Source organism: Flavobacteriaceae bacterium (genome assembly GCA_003443635.1).
Lineage (GTDB): Bacteria > Bacteroidota > Bacteroidia > Flavobacteriales > Flavobacteriaceae > AU392.
In genome coordinates, this window is the sequence record CP031964.1 from 576,642 (window position 1) to 600,756 (window position 24,115).

18 protein-coding genes are annotated in these 24,115 nt (G+C 31.2%); 11 read left to right on the forward strand and 7 right to left on the reverse strand.

Annotated features, from left to right (window positions below; translation table 11 throughout):
* Positions 1–17 precede the first annotated feature (17 nt).
* From D1817_02560 to D1817_02575, 4 genes are all read right to left on the reverse strand, one after another.
* Entirely contained in the window at positions 18–2,768 is a 2,751-nt protein-coding gene (locus D1817_02560; GenBank protein ID AXT18787.1) for a TonB-dependent receptor, read from the reverse strand.
* 173 nt (positions 2,769–2,941) lie between these two features.
* On the reverse strand, positions 2,942–4,789 hold the full coding sequence (gene glmS / locus D1817_02565; GenBank protein AXT18788.1) for a glutamine--fructose-6-phosphate transaminase (isomerizing): 1,848 nt from the start codon (positions 4,787–4,789) through the stop codon (positions 2,942–2,944).
* A 9-nt stretch (positions 4,790–4,798) separates the two neighbouring features.
* Complete coding sequence (locus D1817_02570) at positions 4,799–6,421, reverse strand: DUF4270 domain-containing protein (GenBank protein AXT18789.1); 1,623 nt, start codon at positions 6,419–6,421, stop codon at positions 4,799–4,801.
* 21 nt (positions 6,422–6,442) lie between these two features.
* Positions 6,443–7,246 carry a glycogen synthase gene (locus D1817_02575; GenBank protein ID AXT18790.1) on the reverse strand — a complete coding sequence of 268 codons (804 nt, stop codon included), beginning with the start codon at positions 7,244–7,246 and terminating at the stop codon, positions 6,443–6,445.
* 103 nt (positions 7,247–7,349) lie between these two features.
* Between D1817_02575 and D1817_02580 the strand changes: the two genes are divergently transcribed.
* From D1817_02580 to D1817_02620, 9 genes are all read left to right on the forward strand, one after another.
* Positions 7,350–8,198: a pantoate--beta-alanine ligase gene (locus D1817_02580; protein ID AXT18791.1), complete on the forward strand. Its 849-nt coding sequence runs from the start codon at positions 7,350–7,352 to the stop codon at positions 8,196–8,198.
* A gap of 18 nt (positions 8,199–8,216) precedes the next feature.
* Positions 8,217–8,567 carry an aspartate 1-decarboxylase gene (locus D1817_02585; protein AXT18792.1) on the forward strand — a complete coding sequence of 117 codons (351 nt, stop codon included), beginning with the start codon at positions 8,217–8,219 and terminating at the stop codon, positions 8,565–8,567.
* Between the two features lie 4 nt (positions 8,568–8,571).
* Positions 8,572–9,537, forward strand: coding sequence for a UPF0104 family protein (locus D1817_02590; protein ID AXT18793.1), 966 nt, complete (start codon positions 8,572–8,574; stop codon positions 9,535–9,537).
* Between the two features lie 67 nt (positions 9,538–9,604).
* On the forward strand, positions 9,605–10,750 hold the full coding sequence (locus D1817_02595) for an esterase (protein AXT18794.1): 1,146 nt from the start codon (positions 9,605–9,607) through the stop codon (positions 10,748–10,750).
* The gene (radA, locus tag D1817_02600) at positions 10,750–12,111 is read left to right on the forward strand and encodes a DNA repair protein RadA (GenBank protein AXT18795.1); all 1,362 of its coding nucleotides are present in this window, start codon (positions 10,750–10,752) and stop codon (positions 12,109–12,111) included. Before D1817_02595 ends, radA begins: the two co-directional genes overlap by 1 nt.
* A gap of 91 nt (positions 12,112–12,202) precedes the next feature.
* Positions 12,203–15,607 carry an isoleucine--tRNA ligase gene (locus D1817_02605; protein AXT18796.1) on the forward strand — a complete coding sequence of 1,135 codons (3,405 nt, stop codon included), beginning with the start codon at positions 12,203–12,205 and terminating at the stop codon, positions 15,605–15,607.
* Between the two features lie 4 nt (positions 15,608–15,611).
* On the forward strand, positions 15,612–15,992 hold the full coding sequence (locus D1817_02610; protein AXT18797.1) for a TraR/DksA family transcriptional regulator: 381 nt from the start codon (positions 15,612–15,614) through the stop codon (positions 15,990–15,992).
* Between the two features lie 144 nt (positions 15,993–16,136).
* A complete protein-coding gene (locus D1817_02615) occupies positions 16,137–16,697 on the forward strand; it encodes a hypothetical protein (protein ID AXT18798.1) in 561 nt (186 codons plus the stop codon).
* A gap of 37 nt (positions 16,698–16,734) precedes the next feature.
* On the forward strand, positions 16,735–17,379 hold the full coding sequence (locus tag D1817_02620; GenBank protein ID AXT18799.1) for a lipoprotein signal peptidase: 645 nt from the start codon (positions 16,735–16,737) through the stop codon (positions 17,377–17,379).
* On the opposite strand, the gene D1817_02625 is transcribed toward D1817_02620, so the two are convergent.
* The 3 genes from D1817_02625 to D1817_02635 are packed head-to-tail and all read right to left on the reverse strand — an operon-like array spanning position 17,376 to position 19,784.
* A complete protein-coding gene (locus D1817_02625; protein ID AXT18800.1) occupies positions 17,376–17,939 on the reverse strand; it encodes a 5-formyltetrahydrofolate cyclo-ligase in 564 nt (187 codons plus the stop codon). The genes D1817_02620 and D1817_02625 overlap by 4 nt on opposite strands.
* Entirely contained in the window at positions 17,926–18,909 is a 984-nt protein-coding gene (locus D1817_02630) for a succinylglutamate desuccinylase (protein ID AXT18801.1), read from the reverse strand. Before D1817_02630 ends, D1817_02625 begins: the two co-directional genes overlap by 14 nt.
* Positions 18,909–19,784 carry a 30S ribosomal protein S6--L-glutamate ligase gene (locus D1817_02635; protein AXT18802.1) on the reverse strand — a complete coding sequence of 292 codons (876 nt, stop codon included), beginning with the start codon at positions 19,782–19,784 and terminating at the stop codon, positions 18,909–18,911. The genes D1817_02630 and D1817_02635 overlap by 1 nt, the downstream gene beginning before the upstream one ends.
* Before the next feature lie 88 nt (positions 19,785–19,872).
* On the opposite strand from D1817_02635, the gene uvrC reads away from it, so the two are divergent.
* On the forward strand, positions 19,873–21,666 hold the full coding sequence (gene uvrC / locus D1817_02640) for an excinuclease ABC subunit UvrC (protein ID AXT18803.1): 1,794 nt from the start codon (positions 19,873–19,875) through the stop codon (positions 21,664–21,666).
* A 23-nt stretch (positions 21,667–21,689) separates the two neighbouring features.
* The gene (locus D1817_02645) at positions 21,690–23,912 is read left to right on the forward strand and encodes a patatin (GenBank protein ID AXT18804.1); all 2,223 of its coding nucleotides are present in this window, start codon (positions 21,690–21,692) and stop codon (positions 23,910–23,912) included.
* The last annotated feature ends 203 nt before the right edge of the window (positions 23,913–24,115 follow it).

Consider the following 24,115-nt stretch of genomic DNA (forward strand, 5'->3'; position numbering starts at 1 on the left):
TTCTGACTCATTTCTTTTTATAAATTATTAATAGTCCAAGACACAAAAAATTGTGACCCAATTAAACCTGTTCCAAAAGCAGTAAAGTATTCATCTCCTAATAAATTAGTCGCTCCTACTTTAAATGTAGATTTTAAACTGGGTAATCTATAATTTACTTGTAAATCTATTGTTTGGTACGCAGGTACATCACCATCAGCAAAAGGAGCTTGCCAGAAATAAGTATCACTCCATCTCCAAGCTACGTTGAAACCAAAATCTTTAAATAAATCGGTATGCCCAAGAGAAGCTTTTACTTTATGTTTGGCTGTATTAAAACCAGGCCTAAAATCAGGATCTGAAGCTTGATCAAATTCAAAATCAGCAAATGTGTAGTTTATACCAAAATCAAAACCACCAAATAATCTAGCATTAACTCCAGCTGTAGCTCCAAAAGATTCAATATCAGCATCAGAATTTGTTGTAGTTTGAAATACTCTTGAGTTTCCGTTTGCTAAAGCTTGTATACCAGTACCATCAAAAACGGAAGCTCCTGGAGTTATTGGAGCTACCACATTTTCTCTTGCAATAAAATCTCTGTAATTACTATAATAACCACTAACGTCTACTGTAACACGTTTGTCTAATAACTGACTTCTGTATCCTACTTCAAAAGATGTTACTTGTTCTGGTTCAACTAAATCAGGATTGGCAATTTCTAATAAAGCTGGATTACCAGTAGCAGCAAAAGCAGCAGCAGAACTAGCAGTATAAGAATTTTCATAGGCTAAGTTACCATTAATTGTTACGTCAGTACCATCACTTAAGGCTGTAATTCTTTCAAAACGTTCAGGGTTTCCAGGAGCAGAACCAACTAATATTGCAGCACCTAAATCTAAGCCTAAAAAGAGATCTTGATTTGTTGGATTTCTAAACCCAGTTTGTACAGCGGCTCTTAAGTTGTGATTACGTTCTTCTCCTAACGTTAAACCAACAGATAAGCGTGGAGAAAAGAATCCATCAAAAAACTCATTTTTATCATAACGACCAGACCCTGTTAATTTCACCCTATTATCTGCTAACTCTTTTTGTATCTGTATATAAGCACCTACTTCATTAAAGTTGATGGGTCCATTAATATCGGTAAAAATAGTCCCGTTAGAGTTTAAACTATATTCTCTAAAAGAGCCACCAACTTGAATATCAAGAATATCACTTAATAAATGACTAAAATTATAATTGGCATCAGCATGATAAAATTTTGATTCATCTTGGAATCTAGATCCAGTTTGTAAATCAGGATCAGCAATAACACGGTCAAATACTTGTTGAAACTCATTGGTACCTGGAATTAAACGCCCAGTATCAGCTGCTGCTCTAGCTGCATCATGAATTTGATCTTGAGTTAGATTATTAGGATTTCCAGCTAAAGTGATTCCTGCGAAGGTATTAATATAATCTCCAAACCATTGTGTGTCAGATTTCCAGGCCCTGTTAATATTAATGCCTGTAAAAACTAGATCATAGGAATCTCTGGCATCGTCATCATTTACATAACCACGTAAAAAGAAATTATCATTTTTCACTTCTATTTTGTGCTGTTGAAAGAAAAAATCATTTAATACATTTCTATTTGTTGCTTGAAATATCGTAGAACCAACACCAACTCGACCAGTATAAGAAATTTCAAAATCATCTGCAAAAGGACGATATGCTAAAGTCCAATCTGCTTTTATGCTCTCAGCATCATACTCTGTTAAATCTTGTTCTGCATAACCAGTTCTACTAACCTCTACATCTGGAATTATTCCTAATCCTCCAGAAGCAGTTCTTATATTTGTTGATACCTCATCTCCATAAACATTTAAGCCGTTAAAATTAAGATTAGATGATCTTGTTCCTCCAGGAGTATCCAAATCTTGTTGACTATCTGCAAACCAATCTGTTCCGTCTAAATAAGAGAAATTAACTTTTGCAGCAAGTTTTTCACTAAACTTATAAGCTGCTTTAAACCCAAAATCATAATATACGTTATCTCCAGCTGCATCTTGAGAAGTTAATCCTGATCTAGCATAAGCTTTAACTCCTTGTTCGTCAAAAGGACTTTTACTTTGTAAGAACAAAATACCATTAAACGCATTAGCTCCATATAGAGCAGAAGAAGCTCCAGGAAGAATTTCTACACTTTGGACATCTAATTCTGATACTCCAACTAAGTTTCCTAAAACTATATTTAGCGCTGGTACTGAATTATCAGCTCCATCAACGAGTTGTACAAATCTTGGATTATTAAAATCTGCAAATCCTCTGGTATTGATTTGCTTAAAAGTTAAACTACCAGTATTAAGATCTACACCTTTTAAATTCTCTAAGCCATTATAAAAATCTGCTGAAGGGGTGTTTTTTATCGCTTTTATTCCATAGCGTTCTATAGATACAGGAGATTCAAAAACACGCTCAGGTGTTCTAGAAGCAGAAATAACAATTTCATCTAGCTCACTGCCTTCTTTTAAAGAAACATCAAAAACTTGAGAATTATTAGTTATTTCCTTTCTTACAGTTTCGAACCCAATGCTACTTATTTGTATAATAAAAGGAGGGTTTAAATCTGTTTTTAGAGTATAATTTCCATCAAAATCTGTACTTACTCCAGTTGAAGTTCCTACAATTAAAACATTTGCACCAAGAAGGGGCTGCCCACTATTATCTGTAATTTTACCGGTTACTGTTGTTTGTGAGTATGAAAACACACAAAATAACAATAAAAAAATCTTAAATATTGTTTTCATTTATGGATATTAGTTTAAAATGAAAAGCAAGATATATAATTATATTGTAGAACAATCAAAAATCCATAAAAAATTATGCATGCATAGTACTTTTTAACATAAATGAATACTGAAAACCCATAAAATCAACTAATTTTATGGGTTTTATAAGTTTTAATATTATAAATAGAGAATTATTCTACAGTGACAGATTTTGCTAAATTCCTTGGTTGATCTACATTTTTATCTAACATTACTGCTATATGATAAGATAATAATTGTAAAGGGATAGTTGTTAATAATGGATAAAGGGATTCGATAGTTTCTGGAACTTCAATTGTATAATCTGCTAATTTAGTGACATTAACATCTCCTTCAGAGACAATAGCAATTATTTGTCCCTTACGAGATTTAATTTCCTGAATGTTACTTGTAACTTTATCGTAATGACCTTTTTTTGTTGCAATAACAAAAATAGGCATATTTTCATCTATAAGAGCAATAGGGCCATGCTTCATTTCTGCTGCGGGATAACCTTCAGCGTGAATATAAGAGATTTCTTTTAGTTTTAATGCGCCTTCTAATGCTACAGGGAAATTATAACCTCTACCTAAATATAAACAGTTTTTAGATTCTTTATATGCTTCAGCTATTGTTTTTATATGGTTGTCTAAAAGAAGTGTTTTTTCTACTTTTTCAGGAATTAACTCTAATTCATTTAAATTTAAATAGTAATCAGAATTTGATATCGTTCCTTTGGCTTTAGCTAATTTAATAGCGATTAATGTTAAAAGAGTTATTTGAGTTGTAAAAGCTTTTGTAGAAGCAACTCCTATTTCTGGCCCAGCATGGGTATATGCTCCTGCATGAGTTTCTCTAGCTATAGATGACCCAACAACATTACAAACACCAAAAACAAAAGCTCCTCTAGATTTTGCTAATTTAATTGCGGCTAAAGTATCCGCAGTTTCTCCAGATTGAGAAATTGCAATTACAACATCATTTTCATTAATCACAGGGTTTCTATACCTAAATTCTGAAGCATATTCAACTTCAACAGGTATTCTGGCTAGATCTTCAAAAATGTATTCTGAAACTAATCCGGCATGCCAAGAAGTTCCACAAGCAACAATAATGATTCTGTTGGCGTTCAGGAATTTTTGAAGATTATCATCAATACCTGCCATTCTAATAATTCCTTCTTTTGCTAAAAGACGCCCTCTATAAGTATCTTTTATAGCGTGAGGTTGCTCAAAGATTTCTTTAATCATAAAATGATTATAACCTCCTTTTTCAATTTGTTCAAGATTCATTTGCAGTTCTTGTACATAAGGATTAACTAGAGAATCATCTTTAATTTTTCTTATTTTTATATCTTTTCCTCTCCTAATAATAGCTATTTCTTCATCTTCAAGATAAATAGCATTATTAGTATATTCGATAAAAGGGGATGCATCACTAGCTATAAAAAATTCATCATCTCCGATTCCTATCGCAAGAGGACTTCCAAGTTTAGCAGCAACTATTTCGTTGGGTTTATTTTTATCAAAAACAGCAATGGCATAAGCTCCTACAACTTGAGTTAATGCTATACGAACAGCTTTTCCTAGTTTGACACCTTCATTTTTCTTAATGTCCTCTATAAGATTTATTAAAACTTCGGTATCTGTATCTGAATGAAATATATAGCCCCTTTTGGTAAGCTCTTTTTTTAGAGATTCATAATTCTCTATAATGCCGTTATGAATTATTACAAGATTTCCTGAGTTTGAAAAATGTGGATGAGAATTAATGTCATTTGGAATACCATGTGTTGCCCAACGTGTATGGCCTAAACCAACATAACCATCAGTAGAGATTTCTTTTTTAGCTTTAAGTTCTAAAGCATCTACTTTCCCTTTAGTTTTTGATAAGTTGATTTGCTTACCATCATATAAAGCTATACCAGCACTATCGTACCCTCTATATTCTAATCGTTTTAAGCCTTTTAATATAATTGGATAAGCTTCTCTATAACCAATGTAGCCAACAATTCCGCACATAAATATAATTTAATTATTAGGTTCTGTAAAGAAAACTCTTAATACTGGTCTTCTTGATACATCATTTGTGTTGTTGCCGATAAGTACAGTTCCTCTAGGAGATAAAAATGTTCCAATAGGAACTCTTTCTGCTATTTGATTTTCGTCTAATAAAGGAAGGTCTAAAACAGATCCACTATCAACATTACCAGCTACCACTAAACCTAATTTTACATTTGTCGAATCTCTAAGAATAAGATTGTTAATATGATCGGTAATCCTTATTCTGTATGTTAAACCTTCACCATTTGGATCATTATCAACCCTAGTTAATGGACGAAGATGAATATTTCTAGCTTCAGGAGAATCCACAGTTACAGATTGATCTAAAAAATAGTCAATAAGGGGAATATTGTTATTTAAGTCATATATATATACTCGATCAGGTTCTTCACCCTGAACAATACTTTGATCTACATGAAAATCTAAGAAAGCCTCATTTACCAAACGTTTAATATTTGTACCATCTATAAAACTATTCTTGAAATTTTCGAATTCTGAAGAATCTCCATTTTCGTCTCCATTAAAAAGATTTATAATAGCCATAGAACCTTCTCCTCCTTTTAAGAAAAGCCTGTCATCTCCATTTTGAGGGTCTCCATCAGCAAGAGGAATGAAATCGTTGTTAAAAATATTTACAGTATTTCCTGTAAAACTTAAGATTAAAGACTCTGGGCTTCCCTGAGTAGTGTTATTAGAATTGTCTTGAACCGTATAAAAAATGGTTATATTGCCATTCGAAAGGTCAAATAAAGTCATTGATCCATTATCGTTTACAGGTTCAGCTTTTATATAAATCCCTCTAAAATGATCATTGAAATTATTTCTATTACTTAATTCAGGTTGACCTTCCCTATTAAATATTAAATCTTCCCAAAAACTATTTGGATTATCTAATCGTACTCTTATCGCAGGAGTTAATCTTTGAGTTACAAAAATTTCACCTGTATCTTGATCTACTTCAGTTAAAGTAATCTGACGTAAATTAGGAAAAAAGTTATTATTTTGAAATAATAACTCACCTTCCAATAGTGATTGTGGAATTATATCGGTTTCAGATGTTGATCCGTTAGAAAAGTATATTTGATCATTTCCTTGGTCTGAATTTGGATCAAAATCCCTTAAAAAAAAATTGTTCTCATGAATAGAGAGCCTAATAGGGTTATTAGGATCGCCAAATATTGAATCTATACTAAATTCAGGAATATTATTGCCAATGTTAGTGCCAGGGATAGCATCACTAAAATAAGGTAAAGTAAATATGATAGAATCTACTACAACACTCTGATTCTCTCCAGTAAAAACAGGATCAAATAAAGGGAGAGACATTTGAGAAACAATATTCGCAGTTGATCCACCATAAACAGGATCATTAAAATAGCCTAATAAATAATTAGGTAAATTACTAGATTGTAAAGGCGTTATTCTTTTATTATGTGTAATAATTGGAAATGTTTCGTTCGCAGTATTAAAATTATCTCCTCCAATAATATCAGATCCTACAGAAGCGAAATCATTTTCGCAAGCTATAATAGCCGTTGTTAAAACTGCTAAAAACGCAATATTTTTAATTATGTTTTTAATGTTTTTCATATAAATAATACTCCTAAAAAGTTAAATCTCAGTATTGTAAAACCCAGTATATGCTTCGGCAAAAGTATCTGGACCTTGAAAATCTAATACAGGTTTATTACAAGCATCTAAATGCTTTTGTAATTCTTCTGGAATTTCTTCTGATGCAATAATCAGGCCATCCGAATAATCTATAGCAACTTTCATAATATTATTATATGAAGGCTCTTGAAGTGTTTGTATAGATGCCTCATCAATATTATCGAATTTTACTTTATTAATCATTTCATTATTTAACGTTCCATCAAAGCTTTGATTGTATACAGAGGTTACAATTTTACTGTCAGTAAATAAAGGTTCATCTTTATAATATTCTTTTAAATATAAAGGAAGAAGAGAAGCTAACCACCCATGAACATGAATAATATCTGGAGACCAATTTAATTTTTTTACAGTTTCAATAACTCCTTTTGCAAAAAATATTGAACGCTCATCATTGTCTGGAAATAAATTTCCATCTTCATCAGTTAAAGTAGCTTTCCTTTTGAAATACTCTTCATTATCAATAAAATAAACTTGAATTCTTTCTTTAGGAATAGAAGCTACTTTTATAATAAGCGGCATATCAAGGTCATTAATCACAAGATTTATACCCGATAAGCGTATTACTTCATGAAGCTGATGACGCCTTTCGTTTATATTTCCATACCTAGGCATGAATATTCTTATTTGCCCACCTTGCTTATTTACCATTCTTGGTGCTTCAAAAGACATTGAAGAAATTTCAGTTTCTGGTAAATAAGGAACTACTTCTGATGAGACATACAATATTTTTTTCTCTTTCATAAACCTTATAATGCTATATTAAAATAAAAACACGCAAAATTACAAAAATTATGCAGATTACAAGTAATATATTAATTTTGCTCGCTGTTAATTTTTTAATAACGTGAAGATATTTAATTCTAAGACTGAAATAAGCCAAACAATTGTTAATTTAAAAACAAAGGGTTTTAAAATTGGATTTGTTCCGACAATGGGAGCTTTACATCAGGGACATCTATCTTTAGTATCTCAAGGATTAAAAGAAAACAATATTGTTATTGTAAGTATTTTTGTGAATCCAACACAGTTTGACAAAGAAGAAGATTTAGTTAAATATCCACGAACTTTAGATAGAGATGTAGATTTACTTAAAGCAGTTTCAGAAGATAAGATTTTAGTATATACTCCATCCGTTAAAGATATCTATGGTGATAAAGTTGTATCTATTTCATTTTCTTTTGATGGATTAGAATATGAAATGGAAGGTAAATTTAGAGACGGACATTTTGACGGAGTTGGTACTATTATTAAGCGTTTTTTCGAAATCCTTCAACCTGATAATGCTTATTTTGGAAAGAAAGATTTTCAACAACTTCAAATCGTAAAAAAACTAACCGAAAAAGAGAAATTACCAGTGACTATAAGAGGTTGCGAAATTTATAGAGAACCTAATGGTTTAGCAATGAGTTCTCGAAATGAGCGACTAACTTCAGAATATAAAGAAGCGGCGCCATTTATATATAAAACCTTAAAAGCTGCCAAAAAAATGTTTGGCACAAAAAGTGCTAATCAAGTAACGGAATGGGTTAATAATGTATTTAAAGAACATAAATTATTAGAATTAGAATATTTTATAATTGCAGATATTAAAACCTTAAAACCAATACAAAGAAAATCTAATAAAAAAACGTATCGTGCATTTATTGCAGTGTATGCAAAAAGCATTCGACTAATAGATAATATCGCACTTTAATTTAATTACCTTTGCCCAATGCAAATTCAAGTAGTAAAATCTAAAATTCATCGTGTAAAAGTTACAGGAGCTGATCTTAACTATATAGGGAGTATTACCATAGATGAGGATTTAATGGACGCTGCAAATATTATACAAGGAGAAAAAGTTCAGATTGTTAATAATGACAATGGCGAGCGATTAGAAACTTATGTTATTCCTGGTCCTCGAAATTCTGGCGAAATTACTCTTAATGGTGCAGCTGCAAGAAAAGTTGCTGTTGGTGATACACTAATATTAATAACTTATGCGTTTATGGAACTTGAAGAAGCTAAAACATTTAAACCGTCTTTAGTGTTCCCTGATGAGAGCACTAATTTATTAAAATAAACCTTTGAATAAAACCACCAAAAAACTCCTTAAAATTAGCATTCCACTATTGCTAGCAGTTTTTTTTGGATGGTATACTTTTTCAAGAACCCCAATATCAGAAATCACTCCATATTTTAAAAATGCTAACTATGGTTGGATTGCTCTTGGGCTTTTATTTGGGTTTTTAAGTCATTTGTCAAGAGCTTATCGATGGAAATATTTGATAGAACCTATGGGATATACATTGAGATTTCCTAATAGTTTAATGGCAGTTTTAATCACATACTTATCAAACTATGGAGTCCCACGCTCTGGTGAAGTACTTCGTGCTGCGGTAATAACAAATTATGAAAATGTACCTTTTGAAAAAGGTTTTGGAACTATAGTTGCCGAACGCGTTGCAGATTTATTAATCCTTTTTATAATAATAGGGATAACTCTTATTATAGAATTTGATTTCATCTTACAACTTTTAAAAGATAATTTCCCGGTACAAAAACTTATAACTATAGGGATTTTAGGTTTAATAATATTAACTGTTGGATATTTTTATATCAAAAAAAGCACTTCAAAAATTGCTTTAAAAATTAAATCTCTTTTCTCAGGTTTAATGGAAGGGGTATTTAGTATTTTTAAGATGAAACATAAATGGGCATTTATATTTCACACCTTATTTATATGGGGAATGTATTTGGCTATGTTTTATGTTACTACTTTTGCAGTGCCAGAGTTAGATAATGTTTCTATAGGCGCTATATTAATTGCATTTATCGCTGCAAGTTTTACGATAGCTGTTACTAATGGAGGTATTGCTGTATATCCATTAGCAGTTCAGAAAGCATTTTCAATTTTTGCTATTTCTGCAACTCCTAGTCTTGCTTTTGGTTGGATTATGTGGACATCGCAGACCGCTATGGTTATTATTTTAGGGAGTCTTTCCTTTATATTTTTACCTATTTATAATAAATCCCGAAAAAAGGAGAGTTAGTAAGATTTAAATATCATTTTACGATTTATTGCTAATTGATTAACTTGCGTACCAAACCTAAGTCAAAATGAAAACCAAGCTAACAACCTTATTATTGTTTTTGTGTATAGTGTCAAATGCACAAACAATTTACGAAGAATTTAAATCTAATAAACTAGGAGTTTCAAGACAAATTAAAATTCAACTTCCTAGAAATTATGAAACTAATACCGATAAAAGTTACCCATTATTTATAGTACTAGATGGCGATTATTTATTTGAAGTCGTAGCAGGTAATGTAGATTACTATTCGTATTGGGAAGACATGCCAGAATCTATTGTTGTAGGGATTAATCAAATTGATAGTAGAGATACGGATCTTTATTACTCTGATCAAAACTATTTTCCAGCAGAAACAGGAATAGATTTTTTTGAATTTATAGGAATGGAACTCATTCCACATATAAATAAAACCTATAGAACTGAGAATTTTAAAATTGCAGTAGGTCATGGAGAAACTGCCAATTTTATTAATTATTATTTATTTAAGGACAACCCTTTGTTTCAAGCATATATTGCGTTAAGCCCATATTTTGCTGAAGGAATGATTGAGAATATTCCTGAACAATTAAAACAATTGGAAGCAAAGAAATTTTACTATTTGGCAACAGCTTCAAATGATAGAAAATCAATTAAAGAAGATTCAGAAAATTTGAATGCTAGTTTATCGTCAATTGATGAAACAAAACTATCCTATAGTTTTGATAATTTTGAAGGGACAACACATTATTCTATGCCAGCTCATGGGATACCAAAAGCGTTAGAAAATATGTTTTATGTATATCAACCAATAAGCAAGGATGAATATAAAGAAACAATGCTGACATACGAAGGCTCTCCAGTTGAATATTTAAACGAAAAATATAAAACAATTTTTGATTTATTTGGAATTGAAAAACAAGTTTTAATAAACGATTTTCAAGCAGTAGCATCTGCAATTGAGAAAAAAGAAATTTATGATGCATACGAAGAATTGTCTAAAATAGCTCGTAAGCATTACCCAGGAACACTTTTAGGCACCTATTATTTAGCGCGTTATCAAGAAGAAACCGGATCTCCTAAAAAAGCAATGCGAACTTATAAATCTGCTTACATAATGGATGAAATAGCTGGTATTACTAAAGATTTTATGCTTGAAAAAGCAGAAGAAATTAAAGCAGACTTTGGATATTAATGGCAAAAGTTAAGACTACTTTTTTTTGCCAGAATTGTGGCAATCAATTTGCGAAATGGCAAGGACAATGTTCCACTTGTAAAGAATGGAATACCATAGTGGAAGAAGTTATTCAAAAACCTGAAAAGAGTGATTGGAAATCACCATCCACTCAAACCTCTAAACGAATTTCAAAGCCCTTAAAGATTAAAGAAATTGATTCTGCTCAAGAAGCACGAATGAGTACATTTGATGGAGAGTTTAATCGTGTTTTAGGAGGTGGAATTGTGCCAGGATCGCTCACACTTTTAGGAGGTGAACCAGGGATAGGAAAAAGTACATTACTGCTTCAAATTTCATTAAGGCTGCCCTATAAGACATTATACGTTTCAGGCGAAGAAAGTCAGAAACAAATCAAGATGCGTGCTGAACGTATTCATCCAGAAAATGACAATTGTTATATTCTTACTGAGACAAAGACTCAAAATATATTTAAACAAATAACTTCGCTTCAACCAGACATTGTTATAATTGACTCCATACAGACATTACATAGCGATTATATCGAGTCCTCTTCCGGAAGTATTTCTCAAATAAAAGAATGTACAACAGAACTCATAAAATTTGCAAAAGAAACAGCAACTCCAGTAGTATTAATTGGACACATTACTAAAGATGGAAATATTGCAGGACCTAAAATTTTAGAGCATATGGTAGATACGGTATTGCAATTTGAAGGAGATCGTAATCATATATTTAGAATTTTACGTGCCAATAAAAATCGATTTGGATCTACTAACGAATTGGGAATTTATGAAATGCAAGGTTCAGGCTTACGAGAAGTAAGTAATCCATCAGAAATATTAATTTCTAAAAAAGATGAAGATTTAAGTGGTAATGCAATAGCAGTAACTGTAGAAGGAATGCGACCACTAATGATAGAAATACAAGCATTGGTTAGCACAGCTGTTTACGGAACGCCACAACGCAGTGCAACTGGCTTTAATGCTAAACGTTTAAATATGTTGCTAGCTGTATTAGAAAAGCGAGCCGGATTTCGTTTAGGTGCAAAAGACGTATTTTTAAATATTACTGGTGGTATTACTGTAGATGATCCAGCAATAGATTTAGCAGTGATTGCAGCAATTTTATCATCTAATGAAGATGTAGCACTTCAAAAAGATTTTTGCTTCGCAGCTGAAGTCGGACTCTCTGGAGAAATACGCCCTGTACAACGTATAGAACAGCGCATTTTAGAAGCCGAGAAATTAGGATTTTCAACGATTTTTGTATCTAAATACAATAAAATTTCATTAAAAAATACTACAATAAAAGTGCAACTTATTTCTAAAATTGAAGATTTGGTTGGAATTTTAGTTTAAATCGAGTTTTCAAAATTGAAAATAGTCACTTTTCAACCCCTATTTTCCTAAAAATCATTAATTTCGCAACCTTACTAGAATTAATGATATTATGAGTATGAGCTTTCCTGAATATAAAGGACTTAACTTATCTAAAATAGCTACAGAAGTTAGCAAAGATTGGGAAGATAAAGACATTTTTGAAAAGAGTATGTCTACTCGAGAAGGAAAACCACCTTATGTGTTTTTTGAAGGACCTCCTTCTGCAAATGGACTCCCAGGAGTTCATCATGTTTTGGCACGTTCTATTAAAGATATTTTTCCACGTTATAAAACAATGAAAGGGTTTCAAGTAAAACGTAAAGCGGGCTGGGATACTCATGGTTTACCTATAGAACTTGGTGTTGAAAAAGAGCTAGGGATCACTAAGGAAGATATCGGAAAAACTATTTCTGTAGAAGAGTATAATGAAGCTTGTAAAACAGCTGTAATGCGTTATACCGATGTTTGGAATGACTTAACTCAAAAAATGGGTTATTGGGTAGATATGGATGACCCATATGTAACCTATAAATCCAAATATATGGAGACTGTTTGGTGGTTGCTTAAACAGATTTATGATAAGGAGTTATTGTATAAAGGTTATACCATTCAACCGTATTCACCAAAAGCTGGAACAGGGTTGAGTTCTCACGAACTTAATCAGCCAGGTACTTATCAAGATGTTACAGATACTACTGTAGTTGCACAATTTAAAGCAATACCAGATTCGCTTCCTGAATTTTTACAAAATGAAGGAGATATTTATTTTTTAGCATGGACGACTACACCTTGGACATTGCCTAGTAATACAGCATTAACAGTTGGTCCAAAAATTGAATATGTATTGGTAGAAACTTATAATCAATATACGTTCAAACCGATGAATGTAATCCTAGCAAAATCTTTAGTAGGAAAACAATTTGCTGGAAAATTTAATCAAGTTGAAGAAAAATCAGAATTACTAAATTATACATCAGGGGATAAAACTATTCCATTTTTTATAGTTAAAGAGTTTAAAGGAAAAGATTTAATAGAGATTAAATACGAACAATTATTAGATTATGCTCTGCCTAATGATAATCCAGAAAATGCTTTTAGAGTAATTGCTGGAGATTTTGTAACGACTGAGGATGGTACAGGAATTGTTCATACATCACCTACTTTTGGAGCAGATGATGCTTTGGTTGCGAAACAAGCAATACCAGAAGTACCACCACTATTAGTAAAAGATGAGAATGATAATTTAGTACCACTTGTAGATTTACAAGGACGTTTTCGTTCTGAGATGAAAGAGTTTGGTGGAAAATATGTAAAGAATGAATATTATGCTGATGGGGAAGTACCTGAACGTTCGGTAGATGTTGAGTTAGCTATTAAGTTAAAAGAAGAAAACAAAGCTTTTAAGGTTGAAAAATATAAACATAGCTACCCTAATTGCTGGCGTACAGATAAACCAATCTTGTACTATCCACTGGACTCTTGGTTTATTAAAATAACGGATGTAAAAGATAGAATGCATGGGTTGAACCAAACCATTAATTGGAAACCTAAGTCAACTGGAGAAGGACGTTTTGGTAACTGGCTAGCTAATGCAAACGATTGGAATTTATCACGCTCACGCTACTGGGGAATTCCATTACCTATCTGGAGAGCAGAAGATGGAAAAGAAGAAATATGTATTGGATCTGTTAAAGAGCTAAAAACTGAAATGGAAAAAGCAGTTTCAGCAGGTATTTTAAAAGCAGATATTTTTTCTGATTTTGAAGTTGGCAATATGTCTGAAGAAAATTATGATAAGATTGATCTTCATAAAAATATTGTAGATCAAATTACATTAGTATCACCTTCAGGTCAACCAATGAAACGTGAAAGCGACCTAATCGATGTTTGGTTTGATTCTGGTTCAATGCCTTATGCACAGTGGCATTACCCATTTGAGAATAAAGAGTTAATTGACGATAAAAAATCGTTTCCAGCAGATTTTATTGCTGAAGGAGTAGACCAAACAAGAGGGTGGTTTTATACACTTCATGCTATTGCAACAATGGTATTTGATTCTGTAGCTTATAAAAATGTTGTGTCTAATGGATTAGTATTAGATAAAAACGGACAGAAAATGTCTAAACGCTTAGGGAATGCTACAGATCCATTTGAAACTCTAGAGAAATACGGAGCAGATGCTACACGTTGGTATATGATTGCTAATGCTAATCCGTGGGATAATTTAAAGTTTGATGTAGATGGAATTGAAGAAGTGAAACGTAAATTTTTTGGAACACTTTACAATACATATTCATTTTTTACACTATACGCTAACATTGATAAATTTAGTTATAATGAGGCTGATATTCCGTTAAACGAAAGACCAGAAATTGATCGCTGGATTCTTTCAGAATTAAATACATTAATTCAAAAGGTAGATGTATTTTATGCTGAATACGAACCTACAAAAGCAGCGCGTGTAATTTCAGAATTTACCCAAGAATATTTAAGTAACTGGTATGTACGTTTAAGTAGAAGGCGTTTTTGGAAAGGTGATTATCAAAAAGATAAAATTTCTGCTTACCAAACCCTATACACTTGTATGTTAACGATTGCAAAATTGGGAGCACCAATTGCGCCATTTTTTATGGATAGGTTGTATCAGGATTTGACTAAAACCACACAAAGTGAAAATTTTGAAAGTGTACATTTAGCAGAGTTTCCAATTGCTGATAAATCCTATATAGATAAAAGCTTAGAACGAAAAATGAAGAGTGCGCAAACAATTTCTTCATTAGTATTGTCGTTAAGAGCTAAGGAAAAGATTAAAGTAAGACAACCACTTCAAAAAATCATGATTCCTGTAGATAATGCTTCTCAAAAAGAAGAAATATTAGCGGTTTCAGATTTAATTAAAAGTGAAGTTAATGTAAAAGAAGTAGAATTATTAGAAGATGCTTCAGATATTTTAATAAAACAAATTAAACCTAATTTTAAAACACTAGGACCTCGTTTTGGCAAGGATATGAAAGTGATTGCTAATAATATTAATGCATTCACTTCAGCTGATATTAAAAAAATTGAGCAGACAGGTAGTTTGGATGTTGATATTAATGGAAAAAATATTACTTTAGAGCTTTCGGATGTAGAAATTACATCTCAAGATATAGAAGGTTGGCTTGTTGCAAATGAAGGTGCTTTAACTGTAGCTTTAGATGTAACTTTAACAGACGACTTACGAAAAGAAGGTATAGCAAGAGAACTTGTTAATCGTATTCAAAATTTACGTAAGGACTCAGGGTTTGAAGTGACTGATAGAATAGATGTTACATTACAGAATGATAATCACATTATGACTGCTGTTGAAGCTAATATCGATTATATTAAAACAGAAACGCTAACCGAAGAACTAGAAATTATTGATAATGTAAGCAATGGTATTGAGGTCGCTTTTGATGATATAAATACTAAATTGTTTATTCAAAAACATTAAAACTATGGCAATGGAATCTAAAAACAGATATTCTGATGCGAATTTAGCAGAGTTTAAAGAGTTAATATTAGAAAAGATAGAGAAAGCACAACATGATTTAGATCTTATTAAGAGTGCTTATATGAACGATCATAATAATGGTACTGAAGATACGTCTCCTACATTTAAAGCATTTGACGAAGGTAGTGCAGTTATGAGTAAAGAGTCTAATTCGCAGTTAGCAATTCGTCAAGAAAAATTTATTCGTGATTTAAAAAACGCACTAATTCGTATCGAGAATAAAACTTATGGTGTTTGTCGTGTAACAGGGAAATTAATAAATAAAGAGCGTTTAAAATTAGTGCCTCATGCAACTTTAAGTATCGAAGCAAAAAATATGCAATAAATATTAATTACAATTATTTGTCACAATATAAAAAGCGTCTCAATTTTGTTATTGGGACGTTTTTATTTTAAAATATAAAACAAACTGAAACAACTTGTTTACATACTAGTTTTAATTTACACAATTCAATTACAAGCTCAAAAAATGATTGAAAAATCAATTTCAGGACAAGGAATTGAAACTATACAAATTGATGGTAACTCTGTTTTTAAAATAAATATTGTCACAGATAAAACAGATGCTATTTCTATAAAAATGAAATCTGAAGGAGAGTTAAGTAGTGATATTATTTTAAGTACACGTAGTGAAAATAAAACATTATTTATATCAAGTAAATTGCAACCTTTATTTGTGAGTGCTAATGATAAATTAAGCGCTCATAAAATAATAGCAACCACACTAGATATTATTATTCCTAGGAATTTAATGCTTTATGTAAAAAGCGATATCGCTACGGTAAAAGCTTTAGGACAATTTACTATTATTGAAGTAGAACTAATTAATGGTAATTGTATACTTGATGAATTTAAAGGAGATGCAATTATTAATACTATTAGTGGTTATATAAAAGTAAACACTAATAATGCTAAAATTAGTGCATATACTAAAAACGGGATTATAACTACAAGTGTGTTAGATAATGGAGATTATTTGTTAAAACTGAATTCTATCAACGGAGACATAGCTGTAGTAAAAACAGAATAATATGATTATTTTCGCTCACTTATTATTAAGATAATATATGTCATTAAAAAAAGCATCTATCATTATTATTTTGGTTTTATTAGTAGACCAAGCTTCTAAAATTTATATTAAAACACATTTTCAATTAGGAGAAGATGTACGTGTTTTTAGTTGGTTTCAGATATTATTTGTCGAAAATGATGGTATGGCTTGGGGGGCAAAACTAAGTGATTTTACATCTTTTATTTCTGATAGAACTGCAAAAGTAATTTTAACTGTATTTAGATTGATTGCTATTATAGGGATAGGATATTGGTTACTTAAATCTGTTAAAAATAATGCTCCAAAAATTCTTGTTGTTGCGATCGCTTTAATTTTTTCTGGAGCTCTAGGGAATATAATAGATTCTGTATTTTATGGTGTTTTGTTTGACGACAGTTTTGGGCAAATAGCATCATTTTTACCAGAAGAGGGGGGTTATGACGGATTGTTATTTGGCAATGTTGTAGATATGTTGCATTTTCCGATGTGGAGTGGTGTATTTCCTGAATGGATGCCATTTTGGGGAGGAAAAGCATTTACTTTTTTTGAACCTGTATTTAATATAGCAGATATGGCTATTAGTACTGGTGTTGGAATGTTACTAGTATTTAATAGGAAAGCGTTTCCAAAAGAAAAGAAAATTGATGTTGAAACAATTTAAAATCTATATACCTTTTTTGGAGTTACACAATAATCCAAAGCCACATCATTAACTTGAATACCATCAATTTTAGATTCTGCTTCAAAAAAAGATAGCCCTATTTTAAGAGTTTTTGATTTACAGGAATTTAAAAAATTGTCATAAAATCCTTTCCCATAGCCAACACGATTTCCACTAATGTCAAAAGCGAGTAAAGGTATAAAAACAACTTCTATTTTATCATCATTAATTTCTATCCCATCCTTTGGTTCTGGAATACCCCAGCTATTTATTTTAATTATAGTGTTATCTGTTAAAAGATAGTTAGTAAGTGTATTGGTTTTAAAATTGCTTTTAGAAATCACTATGTTTTTATCTTTTCCAGAAAGAATGTTTAGAATATAATCGGTATTAATTTCTTTATGAGCTTCAATACTTAAGAAGATATGGTAAAACGAGAATTCCCAAATAGGAAGCTGCAATAATTGATTTGCAATTGATAAGCTTAAATCTTCAATGTTATCGTTATTGAAATCCTTTCGTAGGGCTTTATATTTATCTCGAAGTTTAGTTTTTATCATTAGCAATTTGGGTTGATATATGAAAAAGAGCATCTCCTTGATGTACTATTGGAGCTTCGTTTATATTAAAAATATACCCTGAATTTCCAGCTTTTACATAATAGTGAAATTTTCCGAAAGGATCTGTAATATGCCCAATCACTTCATTTTTTTCAACTAAAGTATTTAATTTTGCTGTAGCACGAAACATACCTGAATGTCTTGCACGAATCCAACGGCTTTCAGAAATAAACGTACACTCTTTTTTGGGCTTTGATATTTTAAATTTTGTGCTGAGCATTTCTAAATGATGTAATACACGTTTTGCCCCATTAACTCCTGTATTTGTAACGGTATCATCAAAATTAAAAGATTTACCACCTTCGAATAAAAGCATAGGAATCCCCAGTTTATAACACGTACTTCTAAATGATTTATTTAAGTTTTTAGAATATAATACAAATGGCGCTCCAAAAGTAGTGGCTAACTCCTTAAGTACAGGTTCTTCTTTTATAATTCTAATATGAGCTGCATTAAATCTATCGGCACTACCTGTATGATAATCTATAATTAAATCTACTTGAGGTATGATTTCGTTAATTAATTTATAAGCTACTTGACTAGCCAAAGAACCTTTTTTACTTCCAGGGAAGACACGATTTAAATCACGTCCATCAGGAAACTCTCGAGACATATTTAAAAACCCCAGCATATTAATTACTGGTATACAAATAATAGTTCCTTTTTTGGGTTTGTTAATTCCTTTAGCTATAATTTGTCTTACAATTTCGACACCATTTACTTCATCACCATGAATTCCTGCAGTAAATAGAACAATTGGCCCTGATTTTTTAGAACGCTCTATAATTACCGGAACGTCAACCATTGTTTGAGTGTGTAATTTGGCAACATTAAAGTTGATTTCACGACGTTCGCCAAGAGCAATCGTTTCTCCAAGTATATGAAGTATATCTGTTTTTGGGCTTGTCATTAATTTCTGTTTCTTTCTATAAATGTGATAATACTACGTGCTATATTTTTATCAGTAGCAGTTTCAATACCCTCTAATCCTGGTGTAGAATTTACTTCTAAAATTAATGGACCTCTTTCAGATTGCAGCATGTCTACACCACAAACAGGTAATTTTAGTGCTCTAGCTGCTTTTATGGCAAGTTTTAATTCAGACTCGCTTAATCGTACATAATCTGCTGTACCACCACGATGTAAGTTAGAACGAAACTCTCCTTCTCTAGCTTGCCGTTTCATTGCACCTACAACTTGTCCGTCAACAATTAAAGCTCTCAAATCAGAACCTTTAGCTTCATCAATATATTCTTGTACAACTACTCGAGCTTGTAATCCATTAAATGCTTCCAGAACAGATTCTGCAGCATTTTTAGTTTCTGCTAATACTACACCTAAACCTTGTGTGCCTTCTAATAACTTTATAATTACTGGAGTTCCACCTACTTGGGCAATAGCTTGCTCTACATCTCGAGAGTAATTTGTAAATACTGTTTTTGGCATACCAACCCCAGCTTTAGTTAATCGCTGTAAACTCCTTAGTTTATCACGCGACCTTATAATAGCTTCAGATGTAGCAATGGTAAATACATTCATCATTTCAAATTGTCTTACTACAGCACAGCCATAAAAGGTAACGGAAGCACCTATTCTTGGTATAATAGCATCAATATCGTTTAAGTAACGCCCTTTATAAAAAATGGTAGGCTTTTCTTTCTCAATAATTAAATCACATTTAAGCGGATCAATGACCTCAATATTATGGCCGCGATTTTCTCCTTCTTCGATGAGTCGTCTTGTAGAATATAAGTTCTCGTTACGAGAGAGAATAACAATGTTCATATCACTTAATAGAGAAAATTACTCTTGCAAGATACTAAAAAAGGGATACGATTTTTACAATACTAAGATTTAATCTACCTTTGGTTTAATGAACGAAACACCTTTAGATATTCAACTAAAAACCTTGCCAAATTCGCCAGGGGTATATCAGTATTTTGATGCAAATAATACTATTATTTATGTTGGAAAAGCAAAGAATTTAAAGAAACGTGTAAGCTCATATTTTACAAAAACACATGAAAATGGTAAAACTAGGGTTCTTGTAAAAAAAATAGCACTTATAAAGCACATTGTTGTTGACACTGAAACAGATGCATTGTTATTAGAGAATAACCTTATTAAAAAGTATCAACCACGATATAATGTATTACTTAAAGACGATAAGTCATACCCATGGATTTGTATTAAAAAAGAACGCTTTCCAAGAGTGTTTCAAACACGTCGATTTATTAAAGATGGTTCAGAGTATTTTGGCCCTTATACTAGTGTAAAAACTGTACATACGTTACTTGATTTAATTAGAGGGCTGTATGCATTACGGACATGTAATTATGATTTGTCTAATGAAAAAGTAACTTCTAAAAAATATAAGGTGTGTTTAGAATATCATTTGGGGAATTGTAAAGGAGCATGTGAGAATCTAGAAACAGAACAATCTTATGACGAAAATATAAAAGCTATAAAGGCTATTTTAAAAGGAAATTTTAAAGATTCTTTACTTCAGTTTAAAAATCAAATGAAATGGTTAGCCGAAGAAATGCGATTTGAAGAAGCTCAAAAAGTAAAAGAAAAAATAGAAATTTTAGAAAATTATCAAGCAAAATCTACCATTGTAAATCCTAAGATTAGTAATGTAGATGTATTTTCTATTGTTAGTGATGAAAGCTATGCTTACATAAATTTTTTACAATTATCGTATGGATCTATTATTCGTTCTCATACATTAGAGATTAGAAAAAAATTAGAAGAAACGGATAAGGAATTGCTTGAACTTGCAATAACTGAAATACGACAACGTTTCAATTCTAGATCCAAAGAAATTTATGTGCCATTTATAGTTAATTTAGGAGATAATTTAAAAATAACGATTCCTAAGCTAGGAGATAAAAAGCATATTTTAGGTTTATCTATTAGAAATGCAAAATACTATCGATTAGAGCGTTTAAAACAAGTAAAAATAACAGATCCAGATAGACATGTAAAACGTATTATGACTCAGATGAAATCTGATTTACGATTAAATGAAGAACCTAGACATATTGAGTGTTTTGATAACTCAAATATACAAGGAACTAATCCGGTAGCGGCATGTGTAGTTTTTAAGAATGGAAAACCCAGTAAAAAGGATTATCGCCATTTTAATATTAAAACTGTAGAAGGCCCCGATGATTTTGCGTCGATGGAAGAAGTTGTTTTTAGGCGTTATAAACGCTTGCTAGATGAAGAGAAATCATTACCACAATTAATTGTTATAGATGGAGGAAAAGGGCAACTATCATCAGCTTTAAAAAGCCTAGATGCTCTTAATTTAAGAGGGAAAATTGCAATTGTTGGAATTGCAAAACGTTTAGAAGAATTATTTTACCCAGAAGACCCAATTCCGTTATATTTGGATAAAAAAAGTGAAACTTTAAAAATTGTACAGCAGCTTCGTAACGAAGCACATCGTTTTGGGATAGAGCATCATCGTAATAGACGAAGTAAAAGTGCATTGAATACAGAGTTAGAAACGATTCCAGGAATTGGAGAAAAAACAATAGTAGATTTGTTGAAACATTTTAAATCTGTTAAACGCGTATCTTATGCAAAACTAGATGAGTTAGAAGATGTAGTAGGTTTTTCTAGAGCACAAAAAATATATAACTATTATAATAAAACTTAAATAGAATTCGGCTAACATATCAAATGAAAAAACTATTAATACTATTATCATTATGCTATACTTGCGTGTTATTTGCGCAAAAGCAAAGTAATGATGATATTAAGATAGGCTTAGTGTTAAGCGGAGGTGGAGCAAAAGGATTTGCACATATAGGAGTTTTAAAAGTAATTGATAGCTTAGGAATTAAAATTGATTATATCTCTGGGACAAGCATGGGAGCTGTTGTTGGGGCATTATATGCCTCTGGATATTCAGGAAAACAGTTAGACTCTATTTTTTCAAGACTTACATTTAATGAGGTTGTAAATGATGAAGTACCTAGAGCTTCAAAAACATTTTATGAGCGAGATAATTCTGAGAGGCATGCAATTACACTTCCATTTGATAAGTTTAAAATACAACTACCTAGTGGTATTTCTAAAGGACAAAATATATTTGATTTATTTACCAAATTAACTTTTCACGTTAACGAAATTAATGATTATGAGAAATTGCCAATTCCATTTTTTTGTATTGCAACTAATGTAGAGACAGGAGTACAAGTAATTTTGGATAAAGGTATTTTGGCAGAATCAATTTCTGCGAGTAGTGCATTTCCATCCCTCTATCAGCCAATTATTATTGATGATATGGTGCTTATTGATGGAGGTGTTGCAAATAATTACCCTATAGAAGAGCTTAAAGCTAAAGGAATGGATGTAATTATTGGTATAGATGTGCAAGATGACTTAGCGAATAGAAATGATTTAAAAACTGGCCCAGATATTTTATTACAAATTAATAATTATAGAACGACCAGTGCTATGAAAAAAAAATCTAAACTCACAGATATTTATATCAGACCTGATATTACAGATTTTACAGTTGTATCTTTTGGAGATGGAAAAGAAATTATTGAGAAAGGAAGGTTAGCTGCAAACAAATCAATCGAACAATTAAAAAACTTACAGAAAACAAATCATAATTATATACCACCAACTTACATTAAACACCCAGATAGTATTAAAATAAATAACATTACTATAGCTGGTAATAAAAACTATACGCGTTCTTATATTTTAGGAAAACTCAAAATTAAATCAGGAGAAAAAATAAGTTACAATGATTTTGAAAAAGGAGTAAGTAATATTGTTGCTACAGATAATTTTGAAAGTTTTTTATACGATTTTAAACCTGATGGAAATGGCTTTAAGCTTAATATAAAATTAAGGGAAAGTAAGTTTACCACGTTTTTAAAATTAGGGGCCCATTTTGATGATTTATATAAAAGCGGAGCTCTGGTAAATGTTACTAAAAATAGATTGTTATTTAATAATGATGTAGCTACCTTAGATCTTGTTTTTGGAGATAATTTAAGGTATGATTTTGAATATTATATTGATAAAGGGTTTTATTGGAGCATTGGTTTAAAATCTAGGTATAATGAGTTTGATAAGGGCGTAAATATCGATTTGTTTTCTGATAACATTCTTGCTCCAGGAATAAATCAATTAAATATAGATTTAAGTGATCAAACCAATCAAATATACTTGCAAACATTATTTAGAAAAGATTTTTCCTTAAAATTAGGAGCTGAGCATAAACGATTAAAAATCACATCTGAAACTTTTTTAAATAATCCAGATCCAAATATTACTGAAACGACTTTTGAAAATAGCGATTTTGTGAGTGTTTTTGGGAATTTAAAATTTGATACTTTAGATGATAAATTCTTTCCTAAAGAAGGTTTTTTATTTGATGGCGATTTTCATTTGTATTTGGCATCTTCAGATTTCAATAACAATTTTTCACAATTTTCTATTGCAAAAGCTAATATTGCTTATGTAAAGAGTTTTGGCAGTAAATTAGCAGTAACAGTAGGTTCTGAAGGTGGTTTTAGAGTTGGAGAAGACTCTAACAGATCGTTAAGTTTTATATTAGGAGGCTATGGTAATAACTTCATTAATAATTTCACATCATTTTATGGTTATGATTTTCTGTCTTTAAATGGTAATAGCTTTGTAAAGGGACTTATTAATATCGACTATGAAATCTTTAATAAACATCATGTAAATGTTGCTGCTAATTATGCTAATGTAGAAGATGATCTTTTTAGTACTGGAGAGTGGTTTTCTGTGCCGGATTTTAGTGGTTATGCCTTAGGCTATGGTATTGAAACTCTTATTGGTCCAGTAGAATTTAAATTTACATGGTCTCCAGAGACTAAGCGAAGCGAATTGTTTTTTGCTGTAGGGTATTGGTTTTAAAAAACATCAATTTAAATAAATCGAAATTTTTCACGATATTTGTATTAAATGAATCTTATGAAACCATTTTGGTCAGATTTATTAATATACCTTCATTATCTTATCAAGAGAAATCCTGAATAAGCAGGCATTTTTATGTTTTTTTAAAACAGTTAAACAATAATCGATTTAATTAATCAACGTTTAAACAGTAAAAACTAAAA

Bases quoted from the DNA above. Each gene is read 5' to 3' on its own strand.
- D1817_02605 (AXT18796.1), top strand. From the start codon at position 12,203: ATGAGTATGAGCTTTCCTGAATATAAAGGACTTAACTTATCTAAAATA.
- glmS (AXT18788.1), bottom strand. From the start codon at position 4,789: ATGTGCGGAATTGTTGGCTACATTGGTTATAGAGAAGCTTATCCAATT.
- D1817_02575 (AXT18790.1), bottom strand. From the start codon at position 7,246: ATGAAAGAGAAAAAAATATTGTATGTCTCATCAGAAGTAGTTCCTTAT.
- D1817_02610 (AXT18797.1), top strand. From the start codon at position 15,612: ATGGCAATGGAATCTAAAAACAGATATTCTGATGCGAATTTAGCAGAG.
- D1817_02620 (AXT18799.1), top strand. From the start codon at position 16,735: ATGTCATTAAAAAAAGCATCTATCATTATTATTTTGGTTTTATTAGTA.
- D1817_02585 (AXT18792.1), top strand. From the start codon at position 8,217: ATGCAAATTCAAGTAGTAAAATCTAAAATTCATCGTGTAAAAGTTACA.
- uvrC (AXT18803.1), top strand. From the start codon at position 19,873: ATGAACGAAACACCTTTAGATATTCAACTAAAAACCTTGCCAAATTCG.
- D1817_02645 (AXT18804.1), top strand. From the start codon at position 21,690: ATGAAAAAACTATTAATACTATTATCATTATGCTATACTTGCGTGTTA.
- D1817_02635 (AXT18802.1), bottom strand. From the start codon at position 19,784: ATGAACATTGTTATTCTCTCTCGTAACGAGAACTTATATTCTACAAGA.
- D1817_02560 (AXT18787.1), bottom strand. From the start codon at position 2,768: ATGAAAACAATATTTAAGATTTTTTTATTGTTATTTTGTGTGTTTTCA.
- D1817_02625 (AXT18800.1), bottom strand. From the start codon at position 17,939: ATGATAAAAACTAAACTTCGAGATAAATATAAAGCCCTACGAAAGGAT.
- D1817_02615 (AXT18798.1), top strand. From the start codon at position 16,137: ATGATTGAAAAATCAATTTCAGGACAAGGAATTGAAACTATACAAATT.
- D1817_02570 (AXT18789.1), bottom strand. From the start codon at position 6,421: ATGAAAAACATTAAAAACATAATTAAAAATATTGCGTTTTTAGCAGTT.
- D1817_02595 (AXT18794.1), top strand. From the start codon at position 9,605: ATGAAAACCAAGCTAACAACCTTATTATTGTTTTTGTGTATAGTGTCA.
- D1817_02630 (AXT18801.1), bottom strand. From the start codon at position 18,909: ATGACAAGCCCAAAAACAGATATACTTCATATACTTGGAGAAACGATT.
- radA (AXT18795.1), top strand. From the start codon at position 10,750: ATGGCAAAAGTTAAGACTACTTTTTTTTGCCAGAATTGTGGCAATCAA.